The organism is Streptomyces sp. NPDC031100 (assembly GCF_055570785.1).
Genome location: NZ_JBVIGN010000001.1, coordinates 97,345 through 120,938, shown reverse-complemented (window position 1 = coordinate 120,938; position 23,594 = coordinate 97,345). Strand labels below are relative to the sequence as shown.

The 23,594-nt window shown below is 71.7% G+C and carries 19 protein-coding genes and 3 pseudogenes; 14 read left to right on the top strand and 8 right to left on the bottom strand.

Annotation, left to right across the window (positions count from 1 at the left end; translation table 11 throughout):
• Positions 1-183: 183 nt before the first annotated feature.
• Positions 184-993, bottom strand: coding sequence for an NAD-dependent epimerase/dehydratase family protein (locus tag ACZ5DS_RS00585; protein WP_468232550.1), 810 nt, complete (start codon positions 991-993; stop codon positions 184-186).
• Between the two features lie 220 nt (positions 994-1,213).
• Here ACZ5DS_RS00585 and ACZ5DS_RS00580 point away from each other — a divergent pair, with 220 nt between their 5' ends.
• Both ACZ5DS_RS00580 and ACZ5DS_RS00575 read left to right on the top strand, forming a co-directional pair.
• Entirely contained in the window at positions 1,214-2,155 is a 942-nt protein-coding gene (locus tag ACZ5DS_RS00580) for a 5-dehydro-4-deoxyglucarate dehydratase (protein ID WP_468232548.1), read from the top strand.
• Positions 2,152-3,315 (top strand): hypothetical protein, encoded by a 1,164-nt coding sequence (locus ACZ5DS_RS00575; protein ID WP_468232546.1) that lies wholly within the window; start codon positions 2,152-2,154, stop codon positions 3,313-3,315. The genes ACZ5DS_RS00580 and ACZ5DS_RS00575 overlap by 4 nt, the downstream gene beginning before the upstream one ends.
• On the opposite strand, the gene ACZ5DS_RS00570 is transcribed toward ACZ5DS_RS00575, so the two are convergent.
• Entirely contained in the window at positions 3,252-4,487 is a 1,236-nt protein-coding gene (locus ACZ5DS_RS00570) for an MFS transporter (RefSeq protein WP_468232544.1), read from the bottom strand. The two genes, ACZ5DS_RS00575 and ACZ5DS_RS00570, sit on opposite strands and share 64 nt — an antisense overlap.
• Before the next feature lie 93 nt (positions 4,488-4,580).
• Between ACZ5DS_RS00570 and ACZ5DS_RS00565 the strand changes: the two are divergent.
• The 11 genes and pseudogenes from ACZ5DS_RS00565 to ACZ5DS_RS00515 form a co-directional block, all read left to right on the top strand.
• Positions 4,581-4,751: pseudogene (locus tag ACZ5DS_RS00565) on the top strand (DUF6010 family protein); the annotation flags it as partial.
• Positions 4,691-5,119, top strand: a pseudogene (locus ACZ5DS_RS00560) (DinB family protein). The pseudogenes ACZ5DS_RS00565 and ACZ5DS_RS00560, both read left to right, overlap by 61 nt.
• Positions 5,120-5,151: 32 nt before the next feature.
• Complete coding sequence (locus ACZ5DS_RS00555) at positions 5,152-5,418, top strand: hypothetical protein (RefSeq protein WP_468232542.1); 267 nt, start codon at positions 5,152-5,154, stop codon at positions 5,416-5,418.
• 34 nt (positions 5,419-5,452) lie between these two features.
• Positions 5,453-6,214, top strand: a complete 762-nt coding sequence (locus ACZ5DS_RS00550; RefSeq protein WP_468232540.1) for an MBL fold metallo-hydrolase — start codon at positions 5,453-5,455, stop codon at positions 6,212-6,214.
• 119 nt (positions 6,215-6,333) lie between these two features.
• Positions 6,334-6,999, top strand: a complete 666-nt coding sequence (locus tag ACZ5DS_RS00545; protein ID WP_468232538.1) for a GntR family transcriptional regulator — start codon at positions 6,334-6,336, stop codon at positions 6,997-6,999.
• Positions 6,996-7,907: a dihydrodipicolinate synthase family protein gene (locus tag ACZ5DS_RS00540; protein ID WP_468232536.1), complete on the top strand. Its 912-nt coding sequence runs from the start codon at positions 6,996-6,998 to the stop codon at positions 7,905-7,907. Before ACZ5DS_RS00545 ends, ACZ5DS_RS00540 begins: the two co-directional genes overlap by 4 nt.
• Entirely contained in the window at positions 7,895-9,625 is a 1,731-nt protein-coding gene (araD, locus tag ACZ5DS_RS00535) for an L-arabinonate dehydratase (RefSeq protein WP_468232534.1), read from the top strand. Before ACZ5DS_RS00540 ends, araD begins: the two co-directional genes overlap by 13 nt.
• Positions 9,626-9,792: 167 nt before the next feature.
• Positions 9,793-10,269, top strand: a complete 477-nt coding sequence (locus ACZ5DS_RS00530) for a hypothetical protein (protein WP_468232533.1) — start codon at positions 9,793-9,795, stop codon at positions 10,267-10,269.
• Positions 10,270-10,394: 125 nt separating this feature from the next.
• Positions 10,395-10,817: an effector-associated constant component EACC1 gene (locus tag ACZ5DS_RS00525; protein WP_468232531.1), complete on the top strand. Its 423-nt coding sequence runs from the start codon at positions 10,395-10,397 to the stop codon at positions 10,815-10,817.
• Positions 10,814-15,328, top strand: a complete 4,515-nt coding sequence (locus ACZ5DS_RS00520) for a caspase, EACC1-associated type (protein WP_468232529.1) — start codon at positions 10,814-10,816, stop codon at positions 15,326-15,328. Before ACZ5DS_RS00525 ends, ACZ5DS_RS00520 begins: the two co-directional genes overlap by 4 nt.
• A gap of 84 nt (positions 15,329-15,412) precedes the next feature.
• Positions 15,413-16,210 carry an HAD family acid phosphatase gene (locus ACZ5DS_RS00515; RefSeq protein ID WP_468232527.1) on the top strand — a complete coding sequence of 266 codons (798 nt, stop codon included), beginning with the start codon at positions 15,413-15,415 and terminating at the stop codon, positions 16,208-16,210.
• 142 nt (positions 16,211-16,352) lie between these two features.
• Here ACZ5DS_RS00515 and ACZ5DS_RS00510 read toward each other — a convergent pair whose 3' ends face one another.
• Together ACZ5DS_RS00510 and ACZ5DS_RS00505 are read right to left on the bottom strand one after the other, a co-directional pair.
• Entirely contained in the window at positions 16,353-17,204 is an 852-nt protein-coding gene (locus ACZ5DS_RS00510) for a hypothetical protein (protein ID WP_468232525.1), read from the bottom strand.
• Positions 17,201-17,590: pseudogene (locus tag ACZ5DS_RS00505) on the bottom strand (sigma factor-like helix-turn-helix DNA-binding protein); the annotation flags it as partial. The gene ACZ5DS_RS00510 and the pseudogene ACZ5DS_RS00505, both read right to left, overlap by 4 nt.
• Positions 17,591-17,716: 126 nt before the next feature.
• Between ACZ5DS_RS00505 and ACZ5DS_RS00500 the strand changes: the two are divergent.
• On the top strand, positions 17,717-19,168 hold the full coding sequence (locus ACZ5DS_RS00500; RefSeq protein ID WP_468232524.1) for an NCS2 family permease: 1,452 nt from the start codon (positions 17,717-17,719) through the stop codon (positions 19,166-19,168).
• 43 nt (positions 19,169-19,211) lie between these two features.
• Here the strand turns inward: ACZ5DS_RS00500 and ACZ5DS_RS00495 are convergent, their stop codons facing one another.
• From ACZ5DS_RS00495 to ACZ5DS_RS00480, 4 genes are read right to left on the bottom strand one after another with little or no spacing between them, the layout of a single operon-like run.
• Positions 19,212-20,666: a peptidoglycan D,D-transpeptidase FtsI family protein gene (locus ACZ5DS_RS00495; RefSeq protein WP_468232522.1), complete on the bottom strand. Its 1,455-nt coding sequence runs from the start codon at positions 20,664-20,666 to the stop codon at positions 19,212-19,214.
• 55 nt (positions 20,667-20,721) lie between these two features.
• On the bottom strand, positions 20,722-21,387 hold the full coding sequence (locus ACZ5DS_RS00490) for a response regulator (protein WP_468232520.1): 666 nt from the start codon (positions 21,385-21,387) through the stop codon (positions 20,722-20,724).
• The gene (locus ACZ5DS_RS00485; RefSeq protein WP_468232518.1) at positions 21,384-22,628 is read right to left on the bottom strand and encodes a sensor histidine kinase; all 1,245 of its coding nucleotides are present in this window, start codon (positions 22,626-22,628) and stop codon (positions 21,384-21,386) included. Before ACZ5DS_RS00485 ends, ACZ5DS_RS00490 begins: the two co-directional genes overlap by 4 nt.
• A complete protein-coding gene (locus ACZ5DS_RS00480; protein WP_468232516.1) occupies positions 22,625-23,569 on the bottom strand; it encodes a hypothetical protein in 945 nt (314 codons plus the stop codon). The genes ACZ5DS_RS00485 and ACZ5DS_RS00480 overlap by 4 nt, the downstream gene beginning before the upstream one ends.
• Positions 23,570-23,594: the final 25 nt, after the last annotated feature.

Below are 23,594 nucleotides of genomic sequence, written 5' to 3'. Positions count from 1 at the left end.
GCGCCGACGCCGTGGCCCAGCCAGAGCAGGACGAAGGTGTCCCGGTCCCGGGCGGGGGGGGGGGGGGGGGGGGGGGGGGGGGGGCGGGGGGGGGGGGGGGTGGGGGGGTTTCTTTTCCCCCCCCGCCGCCGTGAGCGATCGTTTTCCGCCGCTGAGGGGATCTGCCGAGGGAGTGCTGAGCGCTCAGTACGGCCACATCGGCGGGTCGCTCACGAAGTGCCCGCCCAGGTGGCTGTGGGCCGGGTCCTCCGGGGCCGGCTCGCCCTGCTCGGCGATCAGCTTCTCGGCGTACGGCTCGGAGTCGTCCTGCGGCTCGTAGCCGAGCGCCCGTGCGGTCGTCAGGTCCCACCACAGGCGGGTGTTGGCGGAGGAGCCGTAGACCACGGTGTGGCCGACCTCCTCGGCGGTCAGGGCCGCATGGAAGAGGCGGGCGCCGTCGGCCGGGCTCATCCACACCGAGAGCATGCGCACGCTGGTCGGCTCGGGGAAGCAGGAGCCGATGCGCACCGAGACGGTCTCCAGGCCGTGCTTGTCCCAGTAGAGCTGGGCGAGGTCCTCGCCGAAGGCCTTGGACAGGCCGTAGAAGGTGTCCGGGCGGTGTGGGGTGTCGATCGGGATCAGTGGGTCGCCGGGGCGCGGGGCCGGGGTGAAGCCGACGGCGTGGTTGGAGGAGGCGAAGACGATCCGCGGCACGCCTTCGAGGCGGGCGGCCTCGTAGAGGTTGTAGGTGCCCTCGATGTTGGACTTCAGGATGTCCTCGAAGGGCGCTTCCAGGGAGATGCCCGCGAGGTGGAGGACCGCGTCCACGCCCCGCACGGCCTCGCGCAGCGCCTCCTTGTCGGTGAGGTCCGCGGTGACGGCCTGCGGCGCGTCCTCGATGGGGCGCACGTCGAACAGGCGCAGGGTGTAGCCGTACTCCGGCAGCAGGGACCGCATCAGCGTGCCGAGCCCGCCGGCGGCGCCGGTGAGCAGAACGGTGCGGGGAGCGGGCATCCTCGATCTCCTTGACGACGGTGGCCGCATGCATGGACGGGATTCACATTCATGGACACGCTAGGGAGCTGCGTCGGACCTAGTCAAGTGTGCCTTGGAGTGGGAAACCGTTGCTGTGTCGCGGGTTTGCGCGCTTGACCCGCCCCGAGGCGGGCCTTTAGCGTAACGATGTTCAGAAATATGGACGTCGATCAGAAACATGCACCGACAGGGAGCGCCCGTGACGCCAGTCCCTCTCGCCGCCCGGCTCCGCGATCCGAGCGGGCCGCTGTTCTTCCCGGTCACGGCCTACGGCCCCGACGGCGCGGTCGACCTCGACGTCTACCGCACCCATGTGTGCAGGGGCGTCGCCGCCGGTGCCGCCGCCGTGTTCGCCTGCTGCGGCACCGGGGAGTTCCACGCGCTGCTGCCGGAGGAGTTCGAGGCCTGCGTCCGGGCGGCCGTCGAAGCGGCCGAGGGGCGCGTCCCGGTGATCGCGGGCGCCGGCTACGGCACCGCGCTCGCCGTCCGCTACGCCCGTCTCGCCGAGGCCGCGGGCGCCGACGGGCTCCTCGCCATGCCGCCGTACCTCGTGCTCGCCGGTCAGGAGGGCCTGCTGCGGCACTACCGCCAGGTCGCGGCGGCCACCGCCCTGCCGGTGATCGTCTACCAGCGCGACAACGCCGTCTTCACTCCGCGGACCGTGGTCGAACTCGCCCGCACCGAGGGCGTCATCGGCCTCAAGGACGGCCTCGGCGACCTGGACCTCATGCAGCGGATCGTCAGCGCCGTCCGCACCGAGGCCCCCGGCGACTTCCTGTACTTCAACGGCCTGCCCACCGCCGAGCAGACCCAGCTCGCCTACCGCGCCCTCGGCATCACCCTCTACTCCTCCGCCGTCTTCTGCTTCGCCCCCGAGATCGCCCTGGCCTTCCACCGGGCCCTTCAAGAGGGCGACCAGGACACCGTGCGCCGCCTCCTGGACGGCTTCTACCGCCCGTTCGTGGAACTGCGCGCCCAGGGCCGCGGCTACGCCGTCTCGCTCGTCAAGGCGGGCGTACGGCTGCGCGGCCTGGACGTGGGCGAGGTCCGGCCGCCCCTGCACGAGCCCGGCGAGGACCACGTCAAACAGCTCGCCCAGCTCATCGAGCGGGGATACGCGCTGCTGGAGGAGGACGCGTGAAGGCCTCGGCGTTCGTCTACCCCTGGGACGTCAACGGGGACCCCGAGGCCCCCGCCCGCATCGCCGCACTCGGCGTGCGGCAGGCGACCCTCGCGTCCGCCTACCACTCCACCCGCGCCCTGACCCCCCGCCACCCGCGCCACCGCATCGTCACCGCCGAGTACGCGGCCGCCCTGTACCCCGTCGGCAGCCGCTGGGCGGGCCGCGGCCTGCGCCCGTACCCGGCCGGGCGCTGGGCCCCGGGCGACGCCTACGGCGAGGCGGCCGAGGCGCTCGCGGCGGCCGGTCTGGAGGTGCACACCTGGGTCGTCCTCGCGCACAACTCCCGTCTGGGCGCGGAACATCCGGACACCTCGGTCGTCAACGCCTACGGCGACCGCTACCCGTGGGCCCCCTGCATCGCCCAGCCCGCCATGCGCGCGTACCTGGTCGACCTCGCCGCCGAGGCCGCCGTACGCCCCGGCGCGCGCGGCACCGAACTGGAGTCCCTCGGCTGGTACGGCCTCCAGCACCTGCACGCCCACGACAAGACCTCCGGCGTCGGCCTCGGGGACGCCGGGCAGTACCTGATGTCCCTCTGCTTCTGCCCGGCCTGCCGCGCCGGATACGGCGAACAGGGCCTCGACGCGGACGGGCTGGCGGCCGCCGTACGGGACGCTCTCGAACCCCTGTGGCGCGGCGCCGCGGACGACGGGGGCCGGCCGACGGTCGAGAAGCTCCTCGGCGAGGACACGGCGGCCGCCACGCGCGCGTGGCGCGACACCACCGCCCGCACCCTCCAGGAGCAGGCCGTCACCGCCGTACGCTCCGCCGCACCTGACGGCTTCCAGGTCCTGCTGCACGCGGACCCGGTGCCGTACCACTGCGGCGCCAACGTCGGCGTCGACCCCGCGCACATCCTCTCCGTCGCGGACGGCGTGGTCGTGCCGTGCACGGGCGGTACGGCCCTGCTGGCGCCCTTCGCCGAGCACGCGCGCGAACACACCGTCCTGGCCGCCAACTTCACCATGGTCTCCGGGATGGGCGGCAGCCCCGGCACCCTCGCGGCGGACGCGGCACGCGCGCGTGCCCACGGCGCGACGGAACTGCGGCTGTATCACGCCGGGTTGGCGTCGGACGGCGACCTCACCGCGGTACGCGAGGCGCTCGGCGCGCGGTGAGCCGCGAGCGCGCCGCCCGTCACGAGGAGCGCGAGGCCGTACAGGGGCAACAGCAGCCCGGGGCCGGCCAGTTCGACCAGAGCGGCCCCGACCGCCAGCCCGATCACGTTCGGCGTGAACATCAGGGTGTTGGCGGTGGCGGTCGCCCGGCCCAGCAGCGGCCCCGGGGTCTCGCGCTGTACGGCCGTGAGCGCGGCGATGAGCACGCAGGGCAGGCCGAGGCCGATGGCCGCTCCGGCCACCAGGGCCACGGGATCCGACGGCACGGCCCGCGCGGCCACCCCGGCCGCCGTCAGCGCGATCCCGGCCGCCGCGAAACGGCGCCCGCCCAGCCGCCGCAGCGCCGGCCCGGAGACCAGCCCGACCGCCACCGAGCCGACGCCCTGGACGGCGTACAGCACGCCCGCGTAGGCGGGGGAGTGGCCGAGGCGGCCCACGACGGCGTACACCGTCGTGCTGCTCAGTGAGGCGAGCAGCATCGTCGTGCCGCCGGCCCGCACCAGCGGGCGCAGCCCGGGGTGCCCCCACAGATGGCGGACGCCCTGCGCCGTCCGTCGCCACCAGCCGTCACCGGAGCGGACCGGCCGCTCCTCGCGCACCCGCAGGAGGGCGCACAGCCCGGCTGCGAGCACGAAGGTGACCGCGTCGAGGCAGGCGACGGCCGGTCCGCCGCACACCGCGTAGAGGCCCGCGCCGGTCAGCGGGGCGACGAGCTTCATGCCTTCCGTGACGGTCATCCGCAGTCCGTTGAAGTCGCCGAGAAGGTCCGGGGCGACGGCGGCGGCGACCAGGGCCGACTCGGCGGCCTCGCCGACGACACCGACGGCGCCGTACAGGAACAGCACGGCGAACAGCAGCCACACGCCGCCGGGCGAGTCGACGGTGAAGAGGGTGGGGAGGAGGGCTGCCAGGCCCAGGTTCAGGGTGATCAGCAGGGGCTTGCGGCGGCAGAGGTCGGCGAGGGTGCCGAGCGCCGGGCCGGCCACGGTGGGCGCCCACAGGGCGAGCATGCACACGGCGGCCAGGCCGTCGGAACCGGTGAGGTCCTTGACCCACACGCCCGACGCCAGCCACAGCGAGGAGGTGCCGAAGGCCGACACCAGCAAGCCCGTGAGATACAGCCCGGCATTGCGGTCCCGCAGCACGCGGAGCACGGTCCAGGAGGTCGTCATGCCAGGTCATCGTGGACGTAAGGGAGGTAGGGGCAGATCGGTCAGGTGCCCTATTCCGGCCCGTTGCCGCGGCGGCGATCCGTCGGAACCTGACTGCTGCACACCGCGTGGGACGTCGTGCACCACCTCAAGGGCCACCCGATCATCCCGTTCGCCCACGACTCGTCCTTCGGGTGCGCGCTCTGTGACCCGGTGATCGCGCTGTGGTGCTTCGGCGGCGGCCGGTCACCGTGGGCGCGGGTACGCGGCTCGCCGAGTCCGTGACCGACGACCAGCTGTCCGCCCCCACACCGTGCCCGGACCTGGCGGTACGCAACCTGCTCGGCCAGTGCTGGGACTGTCCGTCGCCTTCCGCGACGCCGCCCGCAAGGACCTCGGTGCGACCACCGATCCACGGCTGGAACCTGGCCCGCGCGACCGGCCGGCCCTACGCCCCCGACCCGGCCGCCCCCGACCCGGCCGCCCCCGACCCGGCCGCCCCCGACCCGGCCCTCGTCTTCCTCCGCGCCGCCGCCGACGACCCGGAACGCGGCAACGGCCTCTTCGGCCCGGTCGTCCCGGTCCCGGAGCAGGCGCCGCTGCTGGACCGCGCGGTGGGGCTGAGCGGACGGGACCCGGGGTGGCGGCCGTAGGGATCAGCCCCGAAGGCGCCTACGGTGGAGACATGAGCGAGATCGTCGTCGTGTACGAGCTCGACCAGCCGGTGGCCACAGGCTCGCCCGACGCCGGGCGGCGCCCCCGCCGGGTGCACGCGGTGCCCGCCGCCCCCGGCAGGCCGGACGCCGCCGGCCCGCGGACGCTCTGCGGCAAGGACACCTTCGCCATGGAGAAGGCCGGCTGGAAGCCTTCCGAGCACCCTCGGGCGCCGTGGTACCCCGCCGAGTACGCGTCCGTGGTCTGCCCCGACTGCGATGCCGTGATGGAGACCTGACCGGGGCGGGTCCGAGACGTCGTACCCTCCCTCCATGCCGCTCACCCTCACCGTCCTCGGTACCGCTTCCCCGCACCCCGGCCCGGACCGGCCCTGCTCCGGGTACCTGGTGTCCGGTGGCGGGGCCGAGGTGTGGGTGGATGCGGGGCCCGGTACGTTCGCCGCGTTGCAGCGGCACACGGATCCCGCCCGGCTCACCGCGATCTGGATCTCGCATCTGCACGCCGACCACAGCGCCGACCTCCTGGCCGCCGCCTACGCCTTCGCCTTCGGCGGGATGACCCCGCACGCGCCGATCCCCGTGTACGCGCCGCAGGACTGCGCGCGGCGCCTGGCCGGCTTCTTCGGGCGCCCGGACGTCGAGTTCCTGAAGGGCGTCTTCGACTTCCGGGACCTGTACGACGGCCACGACGTCCGGCACTGGAACCTCCGGCTGACCGCCCGTGCCGTCGCCCACGACACCGAGGCGTACGGGCTGCGCGCCGAGTGCCAGGGCAGCGTGCTGGCGTACTCGGGAGACAGCGGACCCTGCCCCGCGCTCACCGAACTCGCCTCCCGCGCTGACCTGTTCCTGTGCGAGGCGGACATCGACGTGCATCGCGAAGGCGAACACCCCCGACAGGTCCATCTGACGCCCGAGGACGCTGGCCGTATCGCCCGGGACGCGCGCGTGCGCGAGCTGCTCATCACCCATGTCGGGCCCACGCTCACCCGTGAGGCCGCCACCGCCCGCGCCGCGGACATCGCCGGCCGGCCCACGTACACCGCCGTCGAGGGCGACACCCGCACGGTCTGATTCCCCCTCAACTTCCTTTGTCAGAAGAATTGACGAACCAGGGGCCCCCTCCTACCTTCAACGCGTCGTACGTCGTACGTCATATATGAGACGCGATATGTGAGATCCGAGAGGGCCGCATGACCTCTGTGCCCACCCCTATCCCGTCCCGCACGCAAGTCGTGCTGGACGCGATCAAACACCGCATCCTGACGGGGCAGTTGACGCCCGGACAGGCCCTGGTCGAGACGGAGCTGGCCGCGCAGTTCGGGGTGTCCAAGACCCCCGTGCGGGAGGCGCTCAAGACGCTCGCCGGGACCGGTCTCGTCGTGATGAACCAGTACAAGGGCGTCACGGTGCGCATGGTGGACGCGGACATGGCGCGCGAGGTCTACGACGTGCGGCTGCTGCTGGAGCCGGAAGCGCTGCGGCGGGCCGTGCGGCGCGGGGCCTTGCTCGATGCCGCCCGGGAGGCACTCACCCGCGCCGACACGGCCGCCGACACCGCCGAACGCTCCCTGGCCAACCGGGAGTTCCACCGCGCCCTCTACCTGCCGTGCGGCAACCCGCTGCTCGGCCGGATGCTGGACGAGGTCCGCGACCAGGCCGCCCTCGTCTCGGCCGTGGCCTGGGCGGCCGCCCCCTCCTGGGAGCGGGAGGCCGCCGAGCACCGCGAGATCCTGCGGCTCGCACTGGACGGCGACGCGGACGGCGCCGCGAGCGCCCTGCACGCCCACATCGCGTCGTTCGTCCAGCGGGCCTTCCCTTCGGACACCGAGCCCCACCCCGAGGACGGGCAGGAATGAGCAGCGTGACGTTCGAGACCCAACGCACGGCCCTGGCCGACGTGGTGGCCATCCCGGTGACCCCCTTCGCCGAGGACGGCTCCGTCGCCGAGGACACCCACCGGGCCCTGCTGCGTCGCCTGCTCGACGGCGGGATCAGAACCCTCACCCCGAACGGCAACACCGGCGAGTTCTACGCCCTCACCCCCGAAGAGCGGCGCCTGGTCACCGAGTTGACCGCGGCGGAGGCCGCCGACCGTGCCGTGATCCTGGTCGGCGTCGGCCACGACCTGCCCACCGCGATCGCCTCCGCCCGGCACGCCCGCGCACTCGGCGCGCAGATGGTCATGGTCCACCAGCCCGTCCACCCGTACGTCTCGGCCGCCGGCTGGGTCGACTACCACCGCGCCATCGCCGAGTCCGTGCCCGAACTGGGCGTGGTCCCCTACATCCGCAATGCCCAGCTGCCCGGCGCCCGCCTCGCCGAACTCGCCGACCACTGCCCGAACGTCATCGGCGTGAAGTACGCCGTCCCGGACGCCGCACGGTTCGCGGCCTTCGCCCGGGACGCGGGCCTGGACCGCTTCGTCTGGGTGGCGGGCCTCGCCGAACCGTACGCCCCCTCCTACTTCTCCGCGGGCGCCACGGGCTTCACCTCCGGGCTAGTGAACGTCGCCCCGGCTGTCTCGCTGAACATGATCGAAGCGCTTCGATCCGGTGACTACCCGGCCGCCATGAAGGTCTGGGAGCAGATCCGCCGCTTCGAGGAACTGCGCGCCGCCCACGGCTCCGCCAACAACGTCACGGTCGTCAAGGAGGCCCTCGCCGCGCTCGGCCTGTGCCGCCGGGACGTCCGCCCGCCCAGCAGGCAGCTGCCCGAAGAAGAGCGCGCCGAGGTCGCCGCCATCGCCGCCGGGTGGTCCCTGTGAAGCGGCCGGAGGAACGCAGAAGTCACCAGTGGTACGGCACCGACGGGCTCCGCTCCTTCAGCCACCGCGCCCGCACCCGTCAGCTCGGCTATCTGCCCGAGGAGCATCTGGGCAAGCCGGTCATCGCGATCCTCAACACCTGGTCCGACATCAACCCCTGCCATGTGCACCTGAGGGACCGGGCGCAGGCCGTGAAGCGCGGGGTCTGGCAGGCGGGCGGATTCCCCCTGGAGTTCCCGGTCTCCACCCTCAGCGAGACCTTCCAGAAGCCGACCCCGATGCTCTACCGCAACCTGCTCGCGATGGAGACCGAGGAGCTGCTGCGCTCGTACCCGGTCGACGGCGCCGTCCTGATGGGCGGCTGCGACAAGTCCACACCGGCGCTGCTGATGGGCGCCGCATCCGTGGACCTGCCCGCCGTCTTCGTACCGGCCGGGCCCATGCTCCCGGGCCACTGGCGCGGTGAAGTCCTCGGCTCCGGCACCGACATGTGGAAGTACTGGGACGACAAGCGGGCCGGCCTCGTCGGCGACTGCGAGCTGGCCGAGCTGGAGAGCGGCCTGGCCCGCTCGCCCGGCCACTGCATGACGATGGGTACGGCGTCCACGCTGACCGCCGCGGCCGAAGCGCTCGGGGTGACCGTGCCGGGCGCGTCCAGCATCCCGGCGGTGGACTCCGGGCACGACCGGATGGCCGCGAGGGCGGGGCTGACCGTCGTCGAACTGGTCCGCCGGGACCGGAAGCTGTCCGACCTCCTCACCCGCGAGGCCTTCGAGGACGCCGTCACCACCGTGCTCGGCCTGGGCGGCTCCACCAACGCCGTGATCCATCTGATCGCCATGGCCGGCCGGGCGGGCGTACGGCTCACCCTGGACGACTTCGACCGCATCGCCCGCACGGTCCCGGTCCTCGCCGACGTCCGCCCCGGCGGACAGCGCTACCTGATGGAGGACTTCCACTTCGCGGGGGGCCTGCCCGGCTTCCTCTCCCGCATCCCGGATCTGCTCCACCTCGACCGGCCGACGGTGTCGTACGACACCCTGCGCGAGCAGATCGCCGCAGCCCGGGTGCACAACGACGACGTCATCCGCCCCCGGGACAACCCGGTCGCGAGCGAGGGCGGGGTCGCCGTGCTGCGCGGCAACCTCTGCCCGGACGGCGCCGTCATCAAGCACATCGCCGCCGAGCCCCGCCTGCTCGCGCACACCGGCCCCGCAGTCGTCTTCGACGACTACAAGGCCATGCAGCGCACCATCAATGACCCGGCGCTCGGCATCACCGCCGACAGCGTGCTGGTGCTGCGGGGCGCCGGGCCCAAGGGGGGCCCGGGCATGCCCGAGTACGGCATGCTGCCGATCCCCGACCACCTGCTGAAGCAGGGCGTACGGGACATGGTCCGGATCTCCGACGCCCGGATGAGCGGCACGAGTTACGGCGCATGTGTGCTGCACATCGCGCCCGAGTCGTACGTCGGGGGTCCGCTGGCCCTCGTCCGCACCGGAGACCGCATCACGCTCGACGTCGCAAGCCGCACTCTCCAGCTCGACGTGGACGACGACGAGCTGGCGCGCCGCAGGGCCGAATGGACACCGCCGCCCGTGCGGTACGAGCGCGGATACGGCGCGCTCTACAGCGAGCAGATAACCCAGGCGGACACCGGCTGCGACTTCGAGTTCCTCGCGCGACCGGGCACGGTGCAGGACCCGTACGCGGGCTGAGTCGCCCTCGACCGCAGCTCCGTATGACCGAGATCTCGAACAATGATCGGAAAGCGCTTCACCGAGAACGGAGAACAGTCTGCACACCCCGGCGGCTTACCTCGGCGACTGGCACCCCACTCCCACCCCCACCGCTCGCTCTGAGTCGACGAAGGGACCCGCACGTCATGCGTCGCATCAAGAGCAGCCTCATGGTCCTCGCCGTCGCCGGGCTCGGCCTCGTCGCCGCGCCCGCCCACGCCGCGACCGTGGTCGTCAGCAACTCCACCCACCTGACGAACGCCATCAAGAACGCCACCGCCGGTACCGTCATCCAGGTGCGCGGCGGCACCTACTACCCGACGGCCACCCTCCAGTCCACGGCCAACGGCACCTCCTCGAACCCGATCACCCTGACCGCGTACGGCTCGGAGACGGCGGCAACGGCTTCACGGAGAACTCCAACACCGAACGGCAGCGGGCTGGTCAGCAAGGGCTCGTCGGTGGGCTCCGCCGGCAACAACTGGGACTCCGGCATCTCCACCCCGTCCTTCGTCTCCATGGACGCGTCGACGACGTACAACGCCCGCAAGTCGGACGGCCCCCTGCCGTCGACGACGTTCCTGACGACGGGCAGTACGACGATCGGGGCGACCATGAATTAGGAGGCGCGTTCGAGGTGGACCAGAGGACGGACCAGTGACCGGAATTCCCGGGTCAGGTTTCCCCCGCTCCCTCTACCCTGTTGTCCGACGGTCCGTTGGGACAGGATGCAGGATCGGGGGAACCTGTGGACGTACGCGTGGATGTCCGCGTCGGCGTTACGGATGATGCCGGCGCAGCCGACGAGACGAGGTCCCTGCTCGCCTGGCTCACCCAGGAGGGCGAGCTGCGCGGCCGGGTCACTCCGCAGGAAAGACCACCCGTGCCCGGCACACTGGGCCCGGTCCTCGACGGCCTGGTGGTCGCGCTCGGCTCCGGCGGCGCGGTCACCGGACTCACCACCGCCCTGGTGGCCTGGATCCGCAGCCGGCACAGCGACGTCACCGTGAAGGCGACCCGGCCCGACGGCGCCTCGCTGGAGATCTCCACGAAGCTCGTCGGGCCGATGACCCCCCAGGAACTGCGCACCTTCGTGACCGACACCTCCCGGATCCTGGAGGGCGGCCAGGGCGGCCAGGGCGGCCCGGAACCGGACGGCGGCGCGTTATGACCACCAGGTCCACCGAGTCACCGACCGTCCCCACGCCCGGCACCGCGCTGGCGTCTTCCGGCGCCCGGGTGTTGCTCATCGGCACCGGCACCCACCACGGCCCGACACTGACCTCCGTACCGGCCGTGCCGCGCAGCGTGGAAGCCCTGGCGGCCACCCTGACCGTTCGCTGCGGAGTGACCCCCGACCGGCTGCGTACGCTCATCGACCCGGCGGACGCCCGCACGATGGCCCTGGCCGTCGCCGACGCGGCGCAGGAGGCCGAGAGCACCCTGCTCGTGTACTACGTGGGACACGGCCTCATCGGCCCCGGCGACGAGCTGTACCTCGCCGCGAGCGCCACCGACCGGCTGACCCCGGGCCTCGCCGCACACCAGGCCCTGTCGTTCTCGGCCCTGCGCGAGGCGCTCACCCTGTGCCGCGCCGCGTCCGTGATCGTCATCCTGGACTGCTGCTTCTCCGGACGCGCCCGGCTGGGCAACGGTACGCCCCAGCCCGCGGCCTTCAGCCTGCCCGCCGGACACGGGATGTACCTGCTGGGATCCGCCGAGCAGTTGGCCCTGGCCCCCGACGACGCCGAACACACCGCCCTCACCGGCGAGTTGATCACCCTTCTGCGTGACGGCGATCCACGCGCACCGCGCCTGCTCACCCTGGACGACGTCTACGACCACCTGTTCCGCGCGTTACGGGCCCGCGGCGGTCCGCTGCCCCGCCGCCAGGCGGGCGACCGCTCGGGCGGACTGGTGGTGGCCGTCAACGCGGCCACACCCACGACCGACGAGCCGGACGCCACCGCGGCCGAGGAGCCCGCGCCGGGCCCCTGCCCGTACCCGGGCCTCGACGCGTTCACCGTGGACGACGCGGAGTTCTTCCACGGCCGGGAGAAGCTGGTCGACGAGCTGCTCCGCGGCTGCCTCCAGGCCGTCGAGCAGGGCCGGCCGCTGGCTGTGGTCGGGCCGTCCGGCGCCGGCAAGACCTCACTGCTGCACGCCGGGCTCCTCGCGGCCTTACGGGCCGGAACCCCGCTGCTGCCCGGCTCGGCCGCCTGGCCCAGCCTTGTCCTGACCCCCGGCGAACACCCTCTCCGCAGCCTGACGACCGCCCTGCGGGGGGACACCCTCCTGTCGGCCGAGGACCCGAAAGCCGCCGTCGGCTGGGTCCACGACCTCGTTCCGGACCGGCGGCGGCTGGTGCTGGTGGTGGACCAGCTGGAGGAGCTGTTCACCCTCTGCCGCAGCCGAACCGAACGCACCGCCTTCCTCGCCGCGTTGACGGCCCTGGCCGAGGCCGGAACCCTCGTCGTCGCCGCCCTGCGCGCCGACTTCTACGGCCACGCCCAGGCGCTGCCCGAACTGGACACGGTGCTGCGGTCCAACCAGGTGCTCGTCAGCCCGATGGGGCAGGAGGAGCTGAGGGCCGCGATCGAGCGTCCGGCCGGTGCCGTCGGCCTGGAACTCGACGAAGGCCTCGCGGACCTGCTCATCCACGAACTGGGCGCCGCCCGGCTGACCCGGTCCCAGACCGGCACCCTGCCCCTGCTCTCCCACGCACTCTGGTCCACCTGGCGACACCGGCAGGGCAGACGGCTGACCGTCGCCGGCTACCGCGAGAGCGGAGGCATCGACGAGGCCATCAAACAGACCGCCGACGACACCTACGACCACCTGGACGACGCGGGCCGCGCCGCCGCCCGCCGCATGCTGCCGCGTCTCGTGCACATCGACGACGACGCCCCGGACACCAGCCGCCCCGTCGACCGGACCGTACTGCTGGACGGCCTGCCGGACCCGGCGGCGGCCGAGCGGGCCCTGAACCTGCTGGCCGCGGCGCGCCTGCTGGTCCTCGACGAGCGGACGGTCCGCATCAGCCACAACGCCCTGCTGCACGCCTGGCCCCGGTTGCGCGAGTGGATCGACGCGGACCGGGACTGGCTGCGTGCGCGGCAGCAGGTGGCCGTCGATGCCGCCGCCTGGTGGGAGGCGGACAGGCATCCCTCGCTGCTCTATCGGGGCCCTCGGCTCGCCGCCACGCGTGAACGCCTGGAGGGGGCGGGTCTGACCGCTGCCGCCGAGGGCAAGGGTCAGGCCGGTGAACTCGAACCACGGCTCGCGGAGTTCCTGAACCAGTCGTGGCGTCAGGAACGGCGTGGGGTGCGCATCCGCAGGGCTGTGATCGCCTGTATGTGTGTGCTGACGCTGCTGGCCGGGGCGGGGGGAGGCCTGGCGTGGTGGTCGGGGCAGAAGGAGGCGGCTCAGCGTCGGCAGGCTGTCGCACGGCTGGTCACGGTGGAGGCGGAGAAGCTGAGGGAGAGCCGACCCGGGCTGGCCAAGCAACTCAGCCTGGTCGCGAACCGACTGGACCCGCAGACCGACACGGCTTCCATGATCGCCGCGATGGAGCTGCCGGGCGTCTTCATGTCCGATGCCTCCGCCGGCGACATCTCGCTGGACGCCCGAGGCGACCGGATGGCCGTCTCGACCGGGTCCGATGCCGTCCTGTGGGACACGGAGCAGGGCAAGAGGAAGCAATTGGGACACCTTGGCCAGATGCGCACCGGAGCGGTGGCGCTCAGCTCCGACGCACGGCTCCTGGCCGTCGTGCGTGCGGGCAGCACGGCGAGTGGCTCGTTGGGGCTGTGGGATGTCACCGATCCGAACGACCCGCGTCGCATCGCTGTCCCCGGCCGACAGCAGGTCAAGGCTCTGTCGCTGACCCTCAGCCCCGACGGCCGCATGCTCGCTCTCGGCCGCGTCGACGGAAGCGTCCAGTTGTGGGACATCGCCCACCGGTCCGCCCCACGCCCGCTGCGCACCCTGAGCGGCCACACCGGAGCCGTCCACTCGGTCGCCTTCGCCCCGTCCGGGGGTCTCCTGGCGAGTGCCGGCAGTGACGGCAAGGTGCGGCTCTGGGACACGTCGGACCGGCGGCGGACCTCGGCCCTCGCGGTCCTTCCCGGCCTCAAACTGGGCTCCCAGACCTACGACCTGAACGGAAAGGCGCTGCACCAGGTGGCGTTCAGCCCGGACGGACGGCTGCTGGCCGGGCCGGGCGACGGGAAGCAGATCGGGCTCCGGCTGTGGCAACTGCGGGACCATGGGCAGCCGACGTCGGCGGGTACGGTGCAGGAGAAGTTCCTGACCGACTGTTCGACAAACCTGGCCTCCGCCGCGTTCAGTCCCGACGGAAAGAATCTTGCAACCGCCTGTGGCAACAGCACCTATCTCTGGGACGTCGGCTCGCGTCCGCATCTGCGACAGTCCACTCAACTCAAGGGCGCCAGCGAGGCCAACGGGATGGCCGGTCCCGCCCTGTTCACGCCGCGCGGCCACCGACTGCTGCGGGCCACCGGCCGTGGTGTCCAGCTGTGGTACGTGGAGAACACGGCAACGCCCACCGCCGCGGCCAGCTTCGGGCAGACTCCGTCCGGGTTCCAGACGACCGCGACGTTGAGCGGCGGTTCGAGGCGCTTGTTGGTCATTCACGGTGCCGACGGCGGTGCCCTGTGGGACCTGAGTGGTGCGGCGACGCTCCACAAGAGCGTGGCCCGGCTGCCGGGCAGCGGCGACATCGGTGCGGAAGGAGCCGCCTTCAGCCCCGACGGGAAGATCCTCGCACTCAGCGAGCTGAGCGGGAACAAGCATGTCGTCCGGTTGCGGGACACCCGCCGGTCCGGCGCACCCGTCATCGCCACCATCACGGACATCGCCAACGGCGTCGAGGACGTCTCCTTCAGCGCTGACGGACACCTGCTGGCCGTGGCCGACAACAACGACCACATCGACGTCCGGAGCGAGACACCCTCGGTCAAGCTGTTCGACGTCACCAACGTCTCCCGCCCCCGCCGGACCGCGTCCATGAAGGGTGATGTCTTCTACCTCGCCTTCTCCCCGAAGGGTCGCCTCCTGGTCGCCAACACCGCCGACACGCTGCTCTCCTGGACGGTGGCGAACCCACGGCATCCCGTACCTCAGCCGACCCGGTGGCTCACCCGGGGCGCCGGTGTGTCGCAGTCCGCCTTCCGCCCCGACGGCAAATGGCTCGCCGTCACCGACACCGGGGACACCACGCGCCTGTGGCCGATCAAGGACGGCCGGATCACGGACGACTCGCACTATCCGGTGGTGATGCGCACGATCGGCTCAGGAGGAGGCATCGCCTTCAGCCCTGACGGCCGCACCCTCGCCTGGGGAAGCGCCGGCGACCCGAGCACGACCGATGGGAACGAGATCGTCGGCCACATCGAGCTGTGGGACGTCAGCGACCCGGAGACTCCGGTCTACAAGGCCGCGTTCGCCTACGACCGTAGCAGCCTCGGGGGCTTCGGCAGCCTGTCGTACAGCTCCAGTGGGAAGCCCCTGCTGGCCGCCGCCGGCACGACCGTGGACGTCTGGGCCACCAACCCCAAGGACCTGAGATACATCCTCTGCAAGAGCATCGGTGACGTCATCACCGAGGACGAATGGAACGCCTACGTCCCCGGCGAGCCCTACGACCCGCCCTGCCACTGACTGCCCTCCCTTCAACCAAATTGGTGTGTATCGATCATGCAACGGATCTCGCATTCGACTGGGTGACGCGCGTAGAAACCTGTCATGCATAAATCACTGCGGATCGCGGCGGTCACCGCCGCCTGTGCCCTCGCCGGTGGCGTCCTGTACGGCGCCGGTGCGGCCACCGCCGGTCAGTCGACGGCGAACTCGACCCACGAGCCCTACAACATCGGGCTCCTGGCGAAGGACATCGACACCTACTACGGCACCACCGCCGACAGCAACGGCGTCTACCAGGCGTCCCCGGACAGCCCGTACGCCCAGGACCTGGCGGACATCGACGCTGCCGCGAAGCGTTACATAGACAAGGCGGCCCGCAAGGCGTACCGCCACGGCGAGAAGCCGGCCGTCGTCTTCGACATCGACGACACGCTGCTGCTCAGCCTCGACTACGAGAAGCGCTACAACTACACGTACAACTCGGCCACTTGGGCCGACTACGTGAACAAGGCCGACCGTCCGGCCGTCTTCGGCAGCCCCGAGCTGGTGCAGTACGCCGAGTCCCGCGGCGTCGAGGTCTTCTACAACTCCGGTCTCAGCGAGGCGCAGCGCACCGCCGCCGTCGCGAACCTGAAGAAGATCGGCGCCGATGTGAACCTCGACGCCGACCACATGTTCCTCAAGGACAAGGCCAACCCGCCGGCCTACCTGGGCGACTGCGCCACCCCGGGCGCCTGGACCTGCACGACGGTGCAGTACAAGTCCGGCACCCGCAAGCACATCGAGGACGACCTCGGGTACGAGATCATCGCCAACTTCGGCGACCAGTACTCGGACCTGGAGGGCGGCTACGCCGACCGCACCTACAAGCTGCCGAACCCGACCTACTTCGTCTCCTGACGTTCATCCATAGGTCCTGAGCAGCCGCTCGCACTCGGCGCCTCGCGGCAGTCGAGGGCACAGGAAAGCGCCCCGCCGGTCTTCACCGGCGGGGCGCTCTTCTGCTGACCGAGGGGGGCCGGCCTCGCCGCCGCTGCCGAGTTTACGAGCCGCCGTCGCTGCCGTCGTGCGAGGCGAAGTCGCCGGAGACCGCGTGCTGTCGGCCGTTCGCCGTGGCCGTGATCGAGTAGCTGTCGTCCTTCGCGTCCCGGCCGCCGCGCTCGTGGTCGTACTGCCCGGCGAACACCCACTCGCCCTTGGGGACCGTACGGCCCGCCTTGAGCACCCAGGTGTAGACCAGGAAGCCGTTCTGCTCGCCGACCGTGAGGTCGAAGTCCTGCTCCGGCAGTGAGCGCCAGGCGCCGGTCGAACCGACTCCGCCGGTCTGCGCGACCTTCAACTGCACGGTGAGGGCGGTGAGTTGCCCGCTCGTCTTGAGGGTGAGGTTGCTCTGTGCCCAGAAATCGTTGCTGTGCGGGTCCACCGAGCCGTCCGACCACAGCGGGCCGTCCTGTTCGCCGTGGGGCACGGGCGGCCGTGCGGAGGTCTTGGGGGCCTTCGACGGTGAGGAACTCGGCGTGCGGGACGGGTGCGTGGCGCCCGTGCCGGGTGCCGGGTCCGCGGAGTGCGCCGGCGGCCGCGTCGAAGTATCCGGAGTCGGTGCGGGCGTCGGTGTGGGTGAGACCGCGACCGTCTGCTGCGGGGGAGTGCCGTCCTTGACCGCGGACGCCACCGCGTACCCGCCGATCGCGAGGACTCCGGCCACCGCCGCGGTGGCGCTGACCACACGCGCCCAGCCGAACACCGGCGGGCGTGTGGCCCGGTGGTCGGGGCGGTCCTGTGCGGCCATGCCACGCTCGACGCGGGCCAGGATGCGTGCGCGGTCGGGTTCGTGGGCCTCGGCCGCCTCGTGCAGCCGGACGCGCAGCTCGTCGTGCACGTCCTGCTGCCTCATCGGTTCCTTCCTCCGCTCTCGCCACCGCGCGCCATCGCCGCGTGCGCCTTCTGCGGAACGCCCTGGGTGCCGAGCAGCCGCTGCAGTTCGGCCATGCCCTTGGACGTCTGGCTCTTAACCGTACCCACCGACACCCCGAGGGCGAGCGCGGTGTCCTTCTCCGACAGGTCGAACGCGTGCCGGAGCACCACACACGCCCGTTTGCGGAAGGGCAGGCGGCGCAGCGCCGACTGCACGGCCACCACGCCCGCGACGTCCGGGTTCTCGGTCTTCTCCTCGCGGTGCGACCAGAACAGCGCGATCCGGCGCCGCTCGCGCACCGCGCTGCGGATCCGGGTGCGGGCCAGGTTGGCGACCACGCCCCGCGCATACGCCACCGGGTGGTCGAGATCGGACATCGTACGGCAGGCCGAACTCGATTCCGTAACACGGGGAAAACCTGAAACGGGTTCAACGGGGGAACAATCCAGCCAGCATCCGCACACGCTCATCAGGCAACGAGGAGTACGACCATGTCCGAGACGCAGAAGGTGGACCAGCGGCCGGGTGCCGCGCCACCTGCCGGGAGCAGCGTCGACCGGTACTTCAGAATCTCCGAGCGGGGATCCACCTTCGGCCGGGAGATACGGGGCGGCTTCGCCACGTTCTTCACGATGGCCTACATCCTTGTCCTGAATCCGATCATCCTCGGCAGCGCCAAGGACAAGTTCGGCCACTCCCTCGACACCGGCCAACTCGTCACCGCCACCGCGCTGGTGGCCTGCGTGATGACGATCACCATGGGTGTCGGCGGCAACCTCCCGCTCGCGATCGCCGCCGGCCTCGGCCTCAACGCCGTCGTCGCCTTCCAGCTCGCCCCGCTGATGAGCTGGTCCGACGCGATGGGCCTGGTCGTCCTGGAGGGCGTGCTGATCTGCGTCCTGGTCCTCACCGGGCTCCGCAAGGCGATCATGAACGCGATCCCGCAGCAGCTGAAGCAGGCCATCGGCGTCGGCATCGGCCTGTTCATCGCCTTCATCGGCTTCGTGGACGCCGGATTCGTCAGCCGTATCCCGGACGCCGCGCACACCACCGTCCCGGTGCAACTCGGTGCCGTCGGCCGCCTCACCGGCTGGCCCGTCCTCGTCTTCTGTCTCGGCGTCCTGCTGACCATCGCGCTGCTCGCCCGCAGGGTGAAGGGCGCGATCCTCATCAGCATCGTGACGATGACCGTCGTCGCGATCGTCATCAACGCCGTCGCCGACATCAAGAGCTGGGGTCTGACCACCCCGAAGGTCCCGGACAAGATCGTCGCCACCCCGGACTTCGGGCTCGTCGGTCACTTCAACCTGTTCGGCGGCTTCGCCGAGGCCGGCGTCCTCACCGCCGTCCTGCTGGTCTTCACCCTGATCCTGTCGGACTTCTTCGACGCCATGGGCACCATCGTCGGCATCAGCGCGGAGGCCGGACTGCTCGACGAGCAGGGACAGGTGCCGGGCATCGGCCGCGTCCTGTTCATCGACGGCGCCGCCGCCGTCGTCGGCGGTGTCGGCTCCGCCTCCTCCAACACCGCCTACATCGAGTCCGCGGCCGGTGTCGGCGAGGGCGCGCGCACCGGCTTCGCCAACCTGGTCACCGGCGGCCTCTTCGGCCTCGCGCTCTTCCTCACCCCGCTGCTGACGATCGTCCCGCTCCAGGCGGCCGCGCCCGCGCTGATCGCGGTGGGCTTCCTGATGATGACCCACGTCAAGCACATCGACTGGGACCGGTACGAGATCGCGATCCCGGCGTTCCTGACCATCGCCGCGATGCCGTTCACGTACTCGATAACCGACGGCATCGGCGCGGGCTTCCTGTCGTACGTGCTCATCAAGACGGTCCTCGGCAAGGCCAGGGAGGTCAACTGGCTGCTGTGGGGCGTCTCGGCACTGTTCCTCGTGTACTTCGCGATCGATCCGGTGGAGCAGATGCTGGGAGTCAAGTGAGGTTGAGGGGGCGGTTCTGCCGAACCGCCCCCTCACCGCCTGTCTACTTGAGCGCCGCCTGCATCATCGCCCTGGCCACCGGCGCCGCCAGCCCATTGCCGCTGACCTCGGAGCGGGCCGCATCCGACTGCTCCACCATCACGGCGACAGCGACTTCCTTGCCGCTGCTGTCCGACTTGCCGTACGAGGTGAACCAGGCGTACGGCGTCTTGCTGTTGTTCTCGCCGTGCTGGGCGGTACCGGTCTTGCCGCCGACGGTCGCCCCGTCGATCAGCGCGTTCGTACCGGTGCCGTCCTTCACCACCGTCTCCATCGCCGACTGCAACTGCTCGGCGGTGGAGGAGCTCACGATCTCCTTGGTGTCCGCGCTGTCGTCGTAGTCCTTCAACACATCGCCGCCGCTGTCGGTGATCTGAGAGACCATGTGCGGCGAGACCAGCTTGCCGCCGTTGGCTATGGCCGCGGACACCATGGCCATCTGCAGCGGGGTCGCGGTGACGTCGAACTGGCCGATGCCGGAGAGGGCGGTCTGCGCCTTGTCCATGCCCGAGGGGTACACGCTGGCGTAGGCCCGCACGGGCACGTCCCGCTCGTCGTCGTTGAAGCCGAACTTCTCGGCCATCGCCTTCACCTTGTCCTGGCCGAGGTCGACGGCCATCTTGCCGAAGACGTTGTTGCAGGAGTAGCGCAGGGCGACCCGGATGGAGGCGTTCTCGCAGGGGGCCGACTTGTTCTCGTTGGCCAGCACGCGCGTCGTGCCCGGCAGGGTGTACGGGTCGGGGCTGTTCGTGGGGTCGTCCACGTTCTTGTACAGCCCGCTCTCCAGCGCGGCCGCGGCCACCACCAGCTTGAACGTCGAGCCCGGCGGCAGCGGCTGGCGCAGCGCCCGGTTGGTGAGCGGCTTGTCCTTGTCCGCGTTCAGCCGCTTCCAGGCCACCCCGGCCGTGTTCGCGTCGGTGAGCTGCGCGGGGTCGTACGACGGGGTCGACACCACCGCGAGGATCCTGCCGGTCTTCGGGTCGAGGGCGAGGGCCGCGCCCTTGTTGCCGCCCAGCGCCTTGTACGCCGCCTTCTGCACCGCCGGGTCGATCGTCGTGAGCACGTTGCCCGGGTCGGCGCGCTTGCCGGTGACCGTGTCCAGCACGGTCTTCAGCTGGTTGTCCGTGCCGTTGAGGAGTTCCCCGTAGATACCCTCCAGCTGCGTCGGGGCATAGGCCTGTGAGGCGTAGCCCGTCACCGCCGCGTACAGCCTGCCGTCCTTGTACGTCCGCTTGTACGCGAGGTCGCTGCCCTTCGTCCGGGCCGAGCCGGTGATCGCGTTCCCGGCCACGATGATGTTCCCGAGCGGTCGTGAGTACGTCTCGATCACGTTCCGCCGGTTGTCGTTGTCGTCCGCTAGGGCCTTGCCGTCGTAGAACTGCACCCAGGTCGCCCTGACCAGCAGGGCGAGCACGAGCAGCAGCGCGAAGACGGACGCCCGCCTGATCGTCTTGTTCATCCCGCTCGTGAAGACGATCGAGACGGGGGCGATCGTTCCCGTACGCCCGCATTTCTCATCGTGTGTTCAGAAAACCGGCCTCGTACGCGGCGATCACGGCCTGCGTCCGGTCCCGGGTGCCCGTCTTGGCCAGGACGGCCGCGACGTGCGACTTCACGGTGGCCGGGCCGACGTCCATACGGCGGGCGATCTCCGCGTTGGTCAGCCCGCCGGCCATGTGCCGCAGCACCTCGCTCTCGCGTCCCGTGAGCCGGCCCACCCAGGCCGGGGGTGCCGGCGCCCGGTGCGCGTGCTCGGTCGCGAGGGTCCGTACGGCCGACGGGAACAGCAGGCTGTCGGTGCGCGCGACCAGCCGCACCGCCTGGACGAGCGTGTCGGCGTCCGCCCGCTTCAGCAGGAACCCGGCGGCTCCGGCGCGCAGCGCGTCGTACACGTAGGAGTCGTTCTCGAAGGTGGTCACGACCACGATCCGGGGCGGCTCGTCGAGGGTGGCCAGGATCTGCTCGGTGGCCCGGATGCCGTCGACCTCCGGCATGCGGACGTCCATGAGGACGACGTCGGGGCGCAGCTCCCGCACGACGGACACCGCCTCGGCGCCGGTGGCCGCCTCGCCGACCACCTCCAGGCCGGGCTCGGCGGAGAGGATGGCCCGCAGGGCGGTGCGGACCATGCGTTCGTCGTCGGCGAGGACGACCCGGACGGCGGGCTTCTCGTCGGTCACGTGGATCCCTTCAGCGGCAGTCGGACGTGCAGGCGCCAGGTGTCCCCGGACGCGCCCGCGTGCGAGGTACCGCCCAGCAGCCGTACCCGGTCGGCGATGCCGCGCAGGCCGTGGCCGCCACCGGGGCGGGGAGCGGGGCAGGCGCCGAGGGGGTTGTCGACGGTGATCTCCAGGTGGCCGTCGGCGGTGGTGATGCGGAGCGTGACCGGGTCGCCGGCGTGCTTGAGGGCGTTGCTCAGACCCTCCTGCACGATCCGGTACGCCTCCCGGGAGACCAGCGGGGGCAGGGCGGCGGGGTCGGTGTCGACGGTGGCGGTCACGCGTTGCCCGCCCGCCCTGGTCCGGCGCAGCAGCCCGTCCAGGTCGGCCGCGAGGGTCGGCGCGGGGGCGGTGCCGGGGGTGTCGCCGTCCCGCAGCACGCCGAGGACGGCGTCCAGTTCGCCGACCGTGCGCCGGGTGGTGTCCTCGATGGCGGCCAGCGCCTCGCGGACGAACTCCGGGTCGGTGTCGAGGACGCGGCGGGCGGCGCTCGCCTGGAGGGTGACGGCGCTCAGCGCGTGCCCCACGGAGTCGTGCAGCTCGCGGGCGAGCCGGTTGCGCACGGCGAGGTCGGCGGCGCGCGCCTCGGCCGCGGCCAGCCGGTCCGCGGGCGTGGGCCCGAGCAGGGCGGGCGCCCAGCGGGCGAGCAGGGCCCCGCAGACGGCGGCGCAGGCGGCGAGGGCGAGCAGGATGGCGAGGCCCGCGACCGGGCAGAGCGCCAACGCCCAGCCGTGGTCGAGGACTTCGGGCGTCCCGAGCCGGGTGTCGCGCAGCCCCTGGAACAGGGGCAGCATCATGAGGAACACCGCGAACGGCGGTACGGCCAGCGACATCCCGGAGATGATCCCGCCGAGGCCCAGATGCAGCGTGAACCAGGCGGCCGTACGGCCCCGTTCGGAGCGTGTCCGGGCCGGGCCGTGGGCGAGGGCGTCCGCCTCGATGCCGCACAGGGCGCGGGCGGCGCCGGACTCCAGCGGGCGGGTCAGCGGAAAGAGCGAGGTCACGGTGGCGAGCGGCAACCCGAGCGCGAACGAGCCGAGTTGCAGGGGCAGGGACCCGAACACGTCGTCCACGCCGGTGATCGGTCCCACGATCACCGAGCCGACGAGGACGTACGGCATGGCGAGCGCGCCGCCCAGGATCAGATGGATCCAGCGACGGCGCGCCCGCCCCCCGAAGAGGAGCCCCAACGCCTGTGTCACTGTGGGGTCCTGGCGGACCGGTCCGCGAAGTGGTGCGCGGCGACGGTCGCCACGAGCAGGCCGACGATCATCTGGACAGCGTAGGTGAGGCTCATCGCCGGTGTCGGGCGGTCGGCGAGGTTGTGGTTCACCAGGGCGGCGAGCGACATCCAGGCTCCCCAGCAGGCCACCGCGCCGGAGCCGACCCAGGCGAGGGCGAGGGGCACGGTGACCGGCAGCGGGCGGCCACGGCGGAAGGCGAGCTGGCAGGCGCCGGTGACGGCGGCGGCCAGGAAGCCGACGTAGACGACCTCCATGAGCCGGCCGCCGCTGATGTTCCGCCCGGCTGTGAACCCACAGGCCCACAGCAGCCGTAGCGCGCACGGGACGAGCGCGAGCAGCCCGGCCGCCACGGCGGTCATCCGCTGCGCGGCCACCGTGCTGTGCGCGGGCAGCTCCCACACCCGCCCCCGCCACAGGTGGCCCCACCGCTCGCGGGCGTACCCGACGAACAGCGTCCCCAGAGCGAGCCCCTGCACGATGAACCCCCCGTACACGACCCCGAACACCCACCCGTCGAGGAACGGCCGGTCGTCACCGCTGTCCGCACCCCCGTGCACTGCCAGCTGCAGCGGGAACCCCACCATGATCGGCGCGAGCAGCCCCGTGGCGACCCACATCGGCACCGCGAGCACCCAGGCGGGCACCCGCCGCCCCCACGCCTGGGTCAGCAACAGCGCCAGCACGATGACGGCGGCGTCCATGAGCACGGTGAGCCCGTTGGCCAGAGCCATGACCATCCGGTGCTCGAGCAACGGACTCCCGTCCGGGATACCGAGATGGCTCCCGGAGATCCAGGCGAGCTTGAGGGACAGGTACGGCAGACAGGAGACGATGGCGATGAGCCGCAGCACGGGACGGAGCCGCAGGCTGGTGGCGTCGGCAGCGGTTGAGGAAGTCATGCCTCAACGCTCCCGCGCCCAGGGG

Bases quoted from the DNA above. Each gene is read 5' to 3' on its own strand.
- ACZ5DS_RS00515 (WP_468232527.1), top strand. From the start codon at position 15,413: ATGCATAAATCACTGCGGATCGCGGCGGTCACCGCCGCCTGTGCCCTC.
- ACZ5DS_RS00585 (WP_468232550.1), bottom strand. From the start codon at position 993: ATGCCCGCTCCCCGCACCGTTCTGCTCACCGGCGCCGCCGGCGGGCTC.
- ACZ5DS_RS00530 (WP_468232533.1), top strand. From the start codon at position 9,793: ATGCGTCGCATCAAGAGCAGCCTCATGGTCCTCGCCGTCGCCGGGCTC.
- ACZ5DS_RS00570 (WP_468232544.1), bottom strand. From the start codon at position 4,487: ATGACGACCTCCTGGACCGTGCTCCGCGTGCTGCGGGACCGCAATGCC.
- ACZ5DS_RS00500 (WP_468232524.1), top strand. From the start codon at position 17,717: ATGTCCGAGACGCAGAAGGTGGACCAGCGGCCGGGTGCCGCGCCACCT.
- ACZ5DS_RS00555 (WP_468232542.1), top strand. From the start codon at position 5,152: ATGAGCGAGATCGTCGTCGTGTACGAGCTCGACCAGCCGGTGGCCACA.
- ACZ5DS_RS00495 (WP_468232522.1), bottom strand. From the start codon at position 20,666: ATGAACAAGACGATCAGGCGGGCGTCCGTCTTCGCGCTGCTGCTCGTG.
- ACZ5DS_RS00540 (WP_468232536.1), top strand. From the start codon at position 6,996: ATGAGCAGCGTGACGTTCGAGACCCAACGCACGGCCCTGGCCGACGTG.
- ACZ5DS_RS00550 (WP_468232540.1), top strand. From the start codon at position 5,453: ATGCCGCTCACCCTCACCGTCCTCGGTACCGCTTCCCCGCACCCCGGC.
- ACZ5DS_RS00545 (WP_468232538.1), top strand. From the start codon at position 6,334: ATGACCTCTGTGCCCACCCCTATCCCGTCCCGCACGCAAGTCGTGCTG.
- ACZ5DS_RS00480 (WP_468232516.1), bottom strand. From the start codon at position 23,569: ATGACTTCCTCAACCGCTGCCGACGCCACCAGCCTGCGGCTCCGTCCC.
- ACZ5DS_RS00520 (WP_468232529.1), top strand. From the start codon at position 10,814: ATGACCACCAGGTCCACCGAGTCACCGACCGTCCCCACGCCCGGCACC.
- ACZ5DS_RS00510 (WP_468232525.1), bottom strand. From the start codon at position 17,204: ATGAGGCAGCAGGACGTGCACGACGAGCTGCGCGTCCGGCTGCACGAG.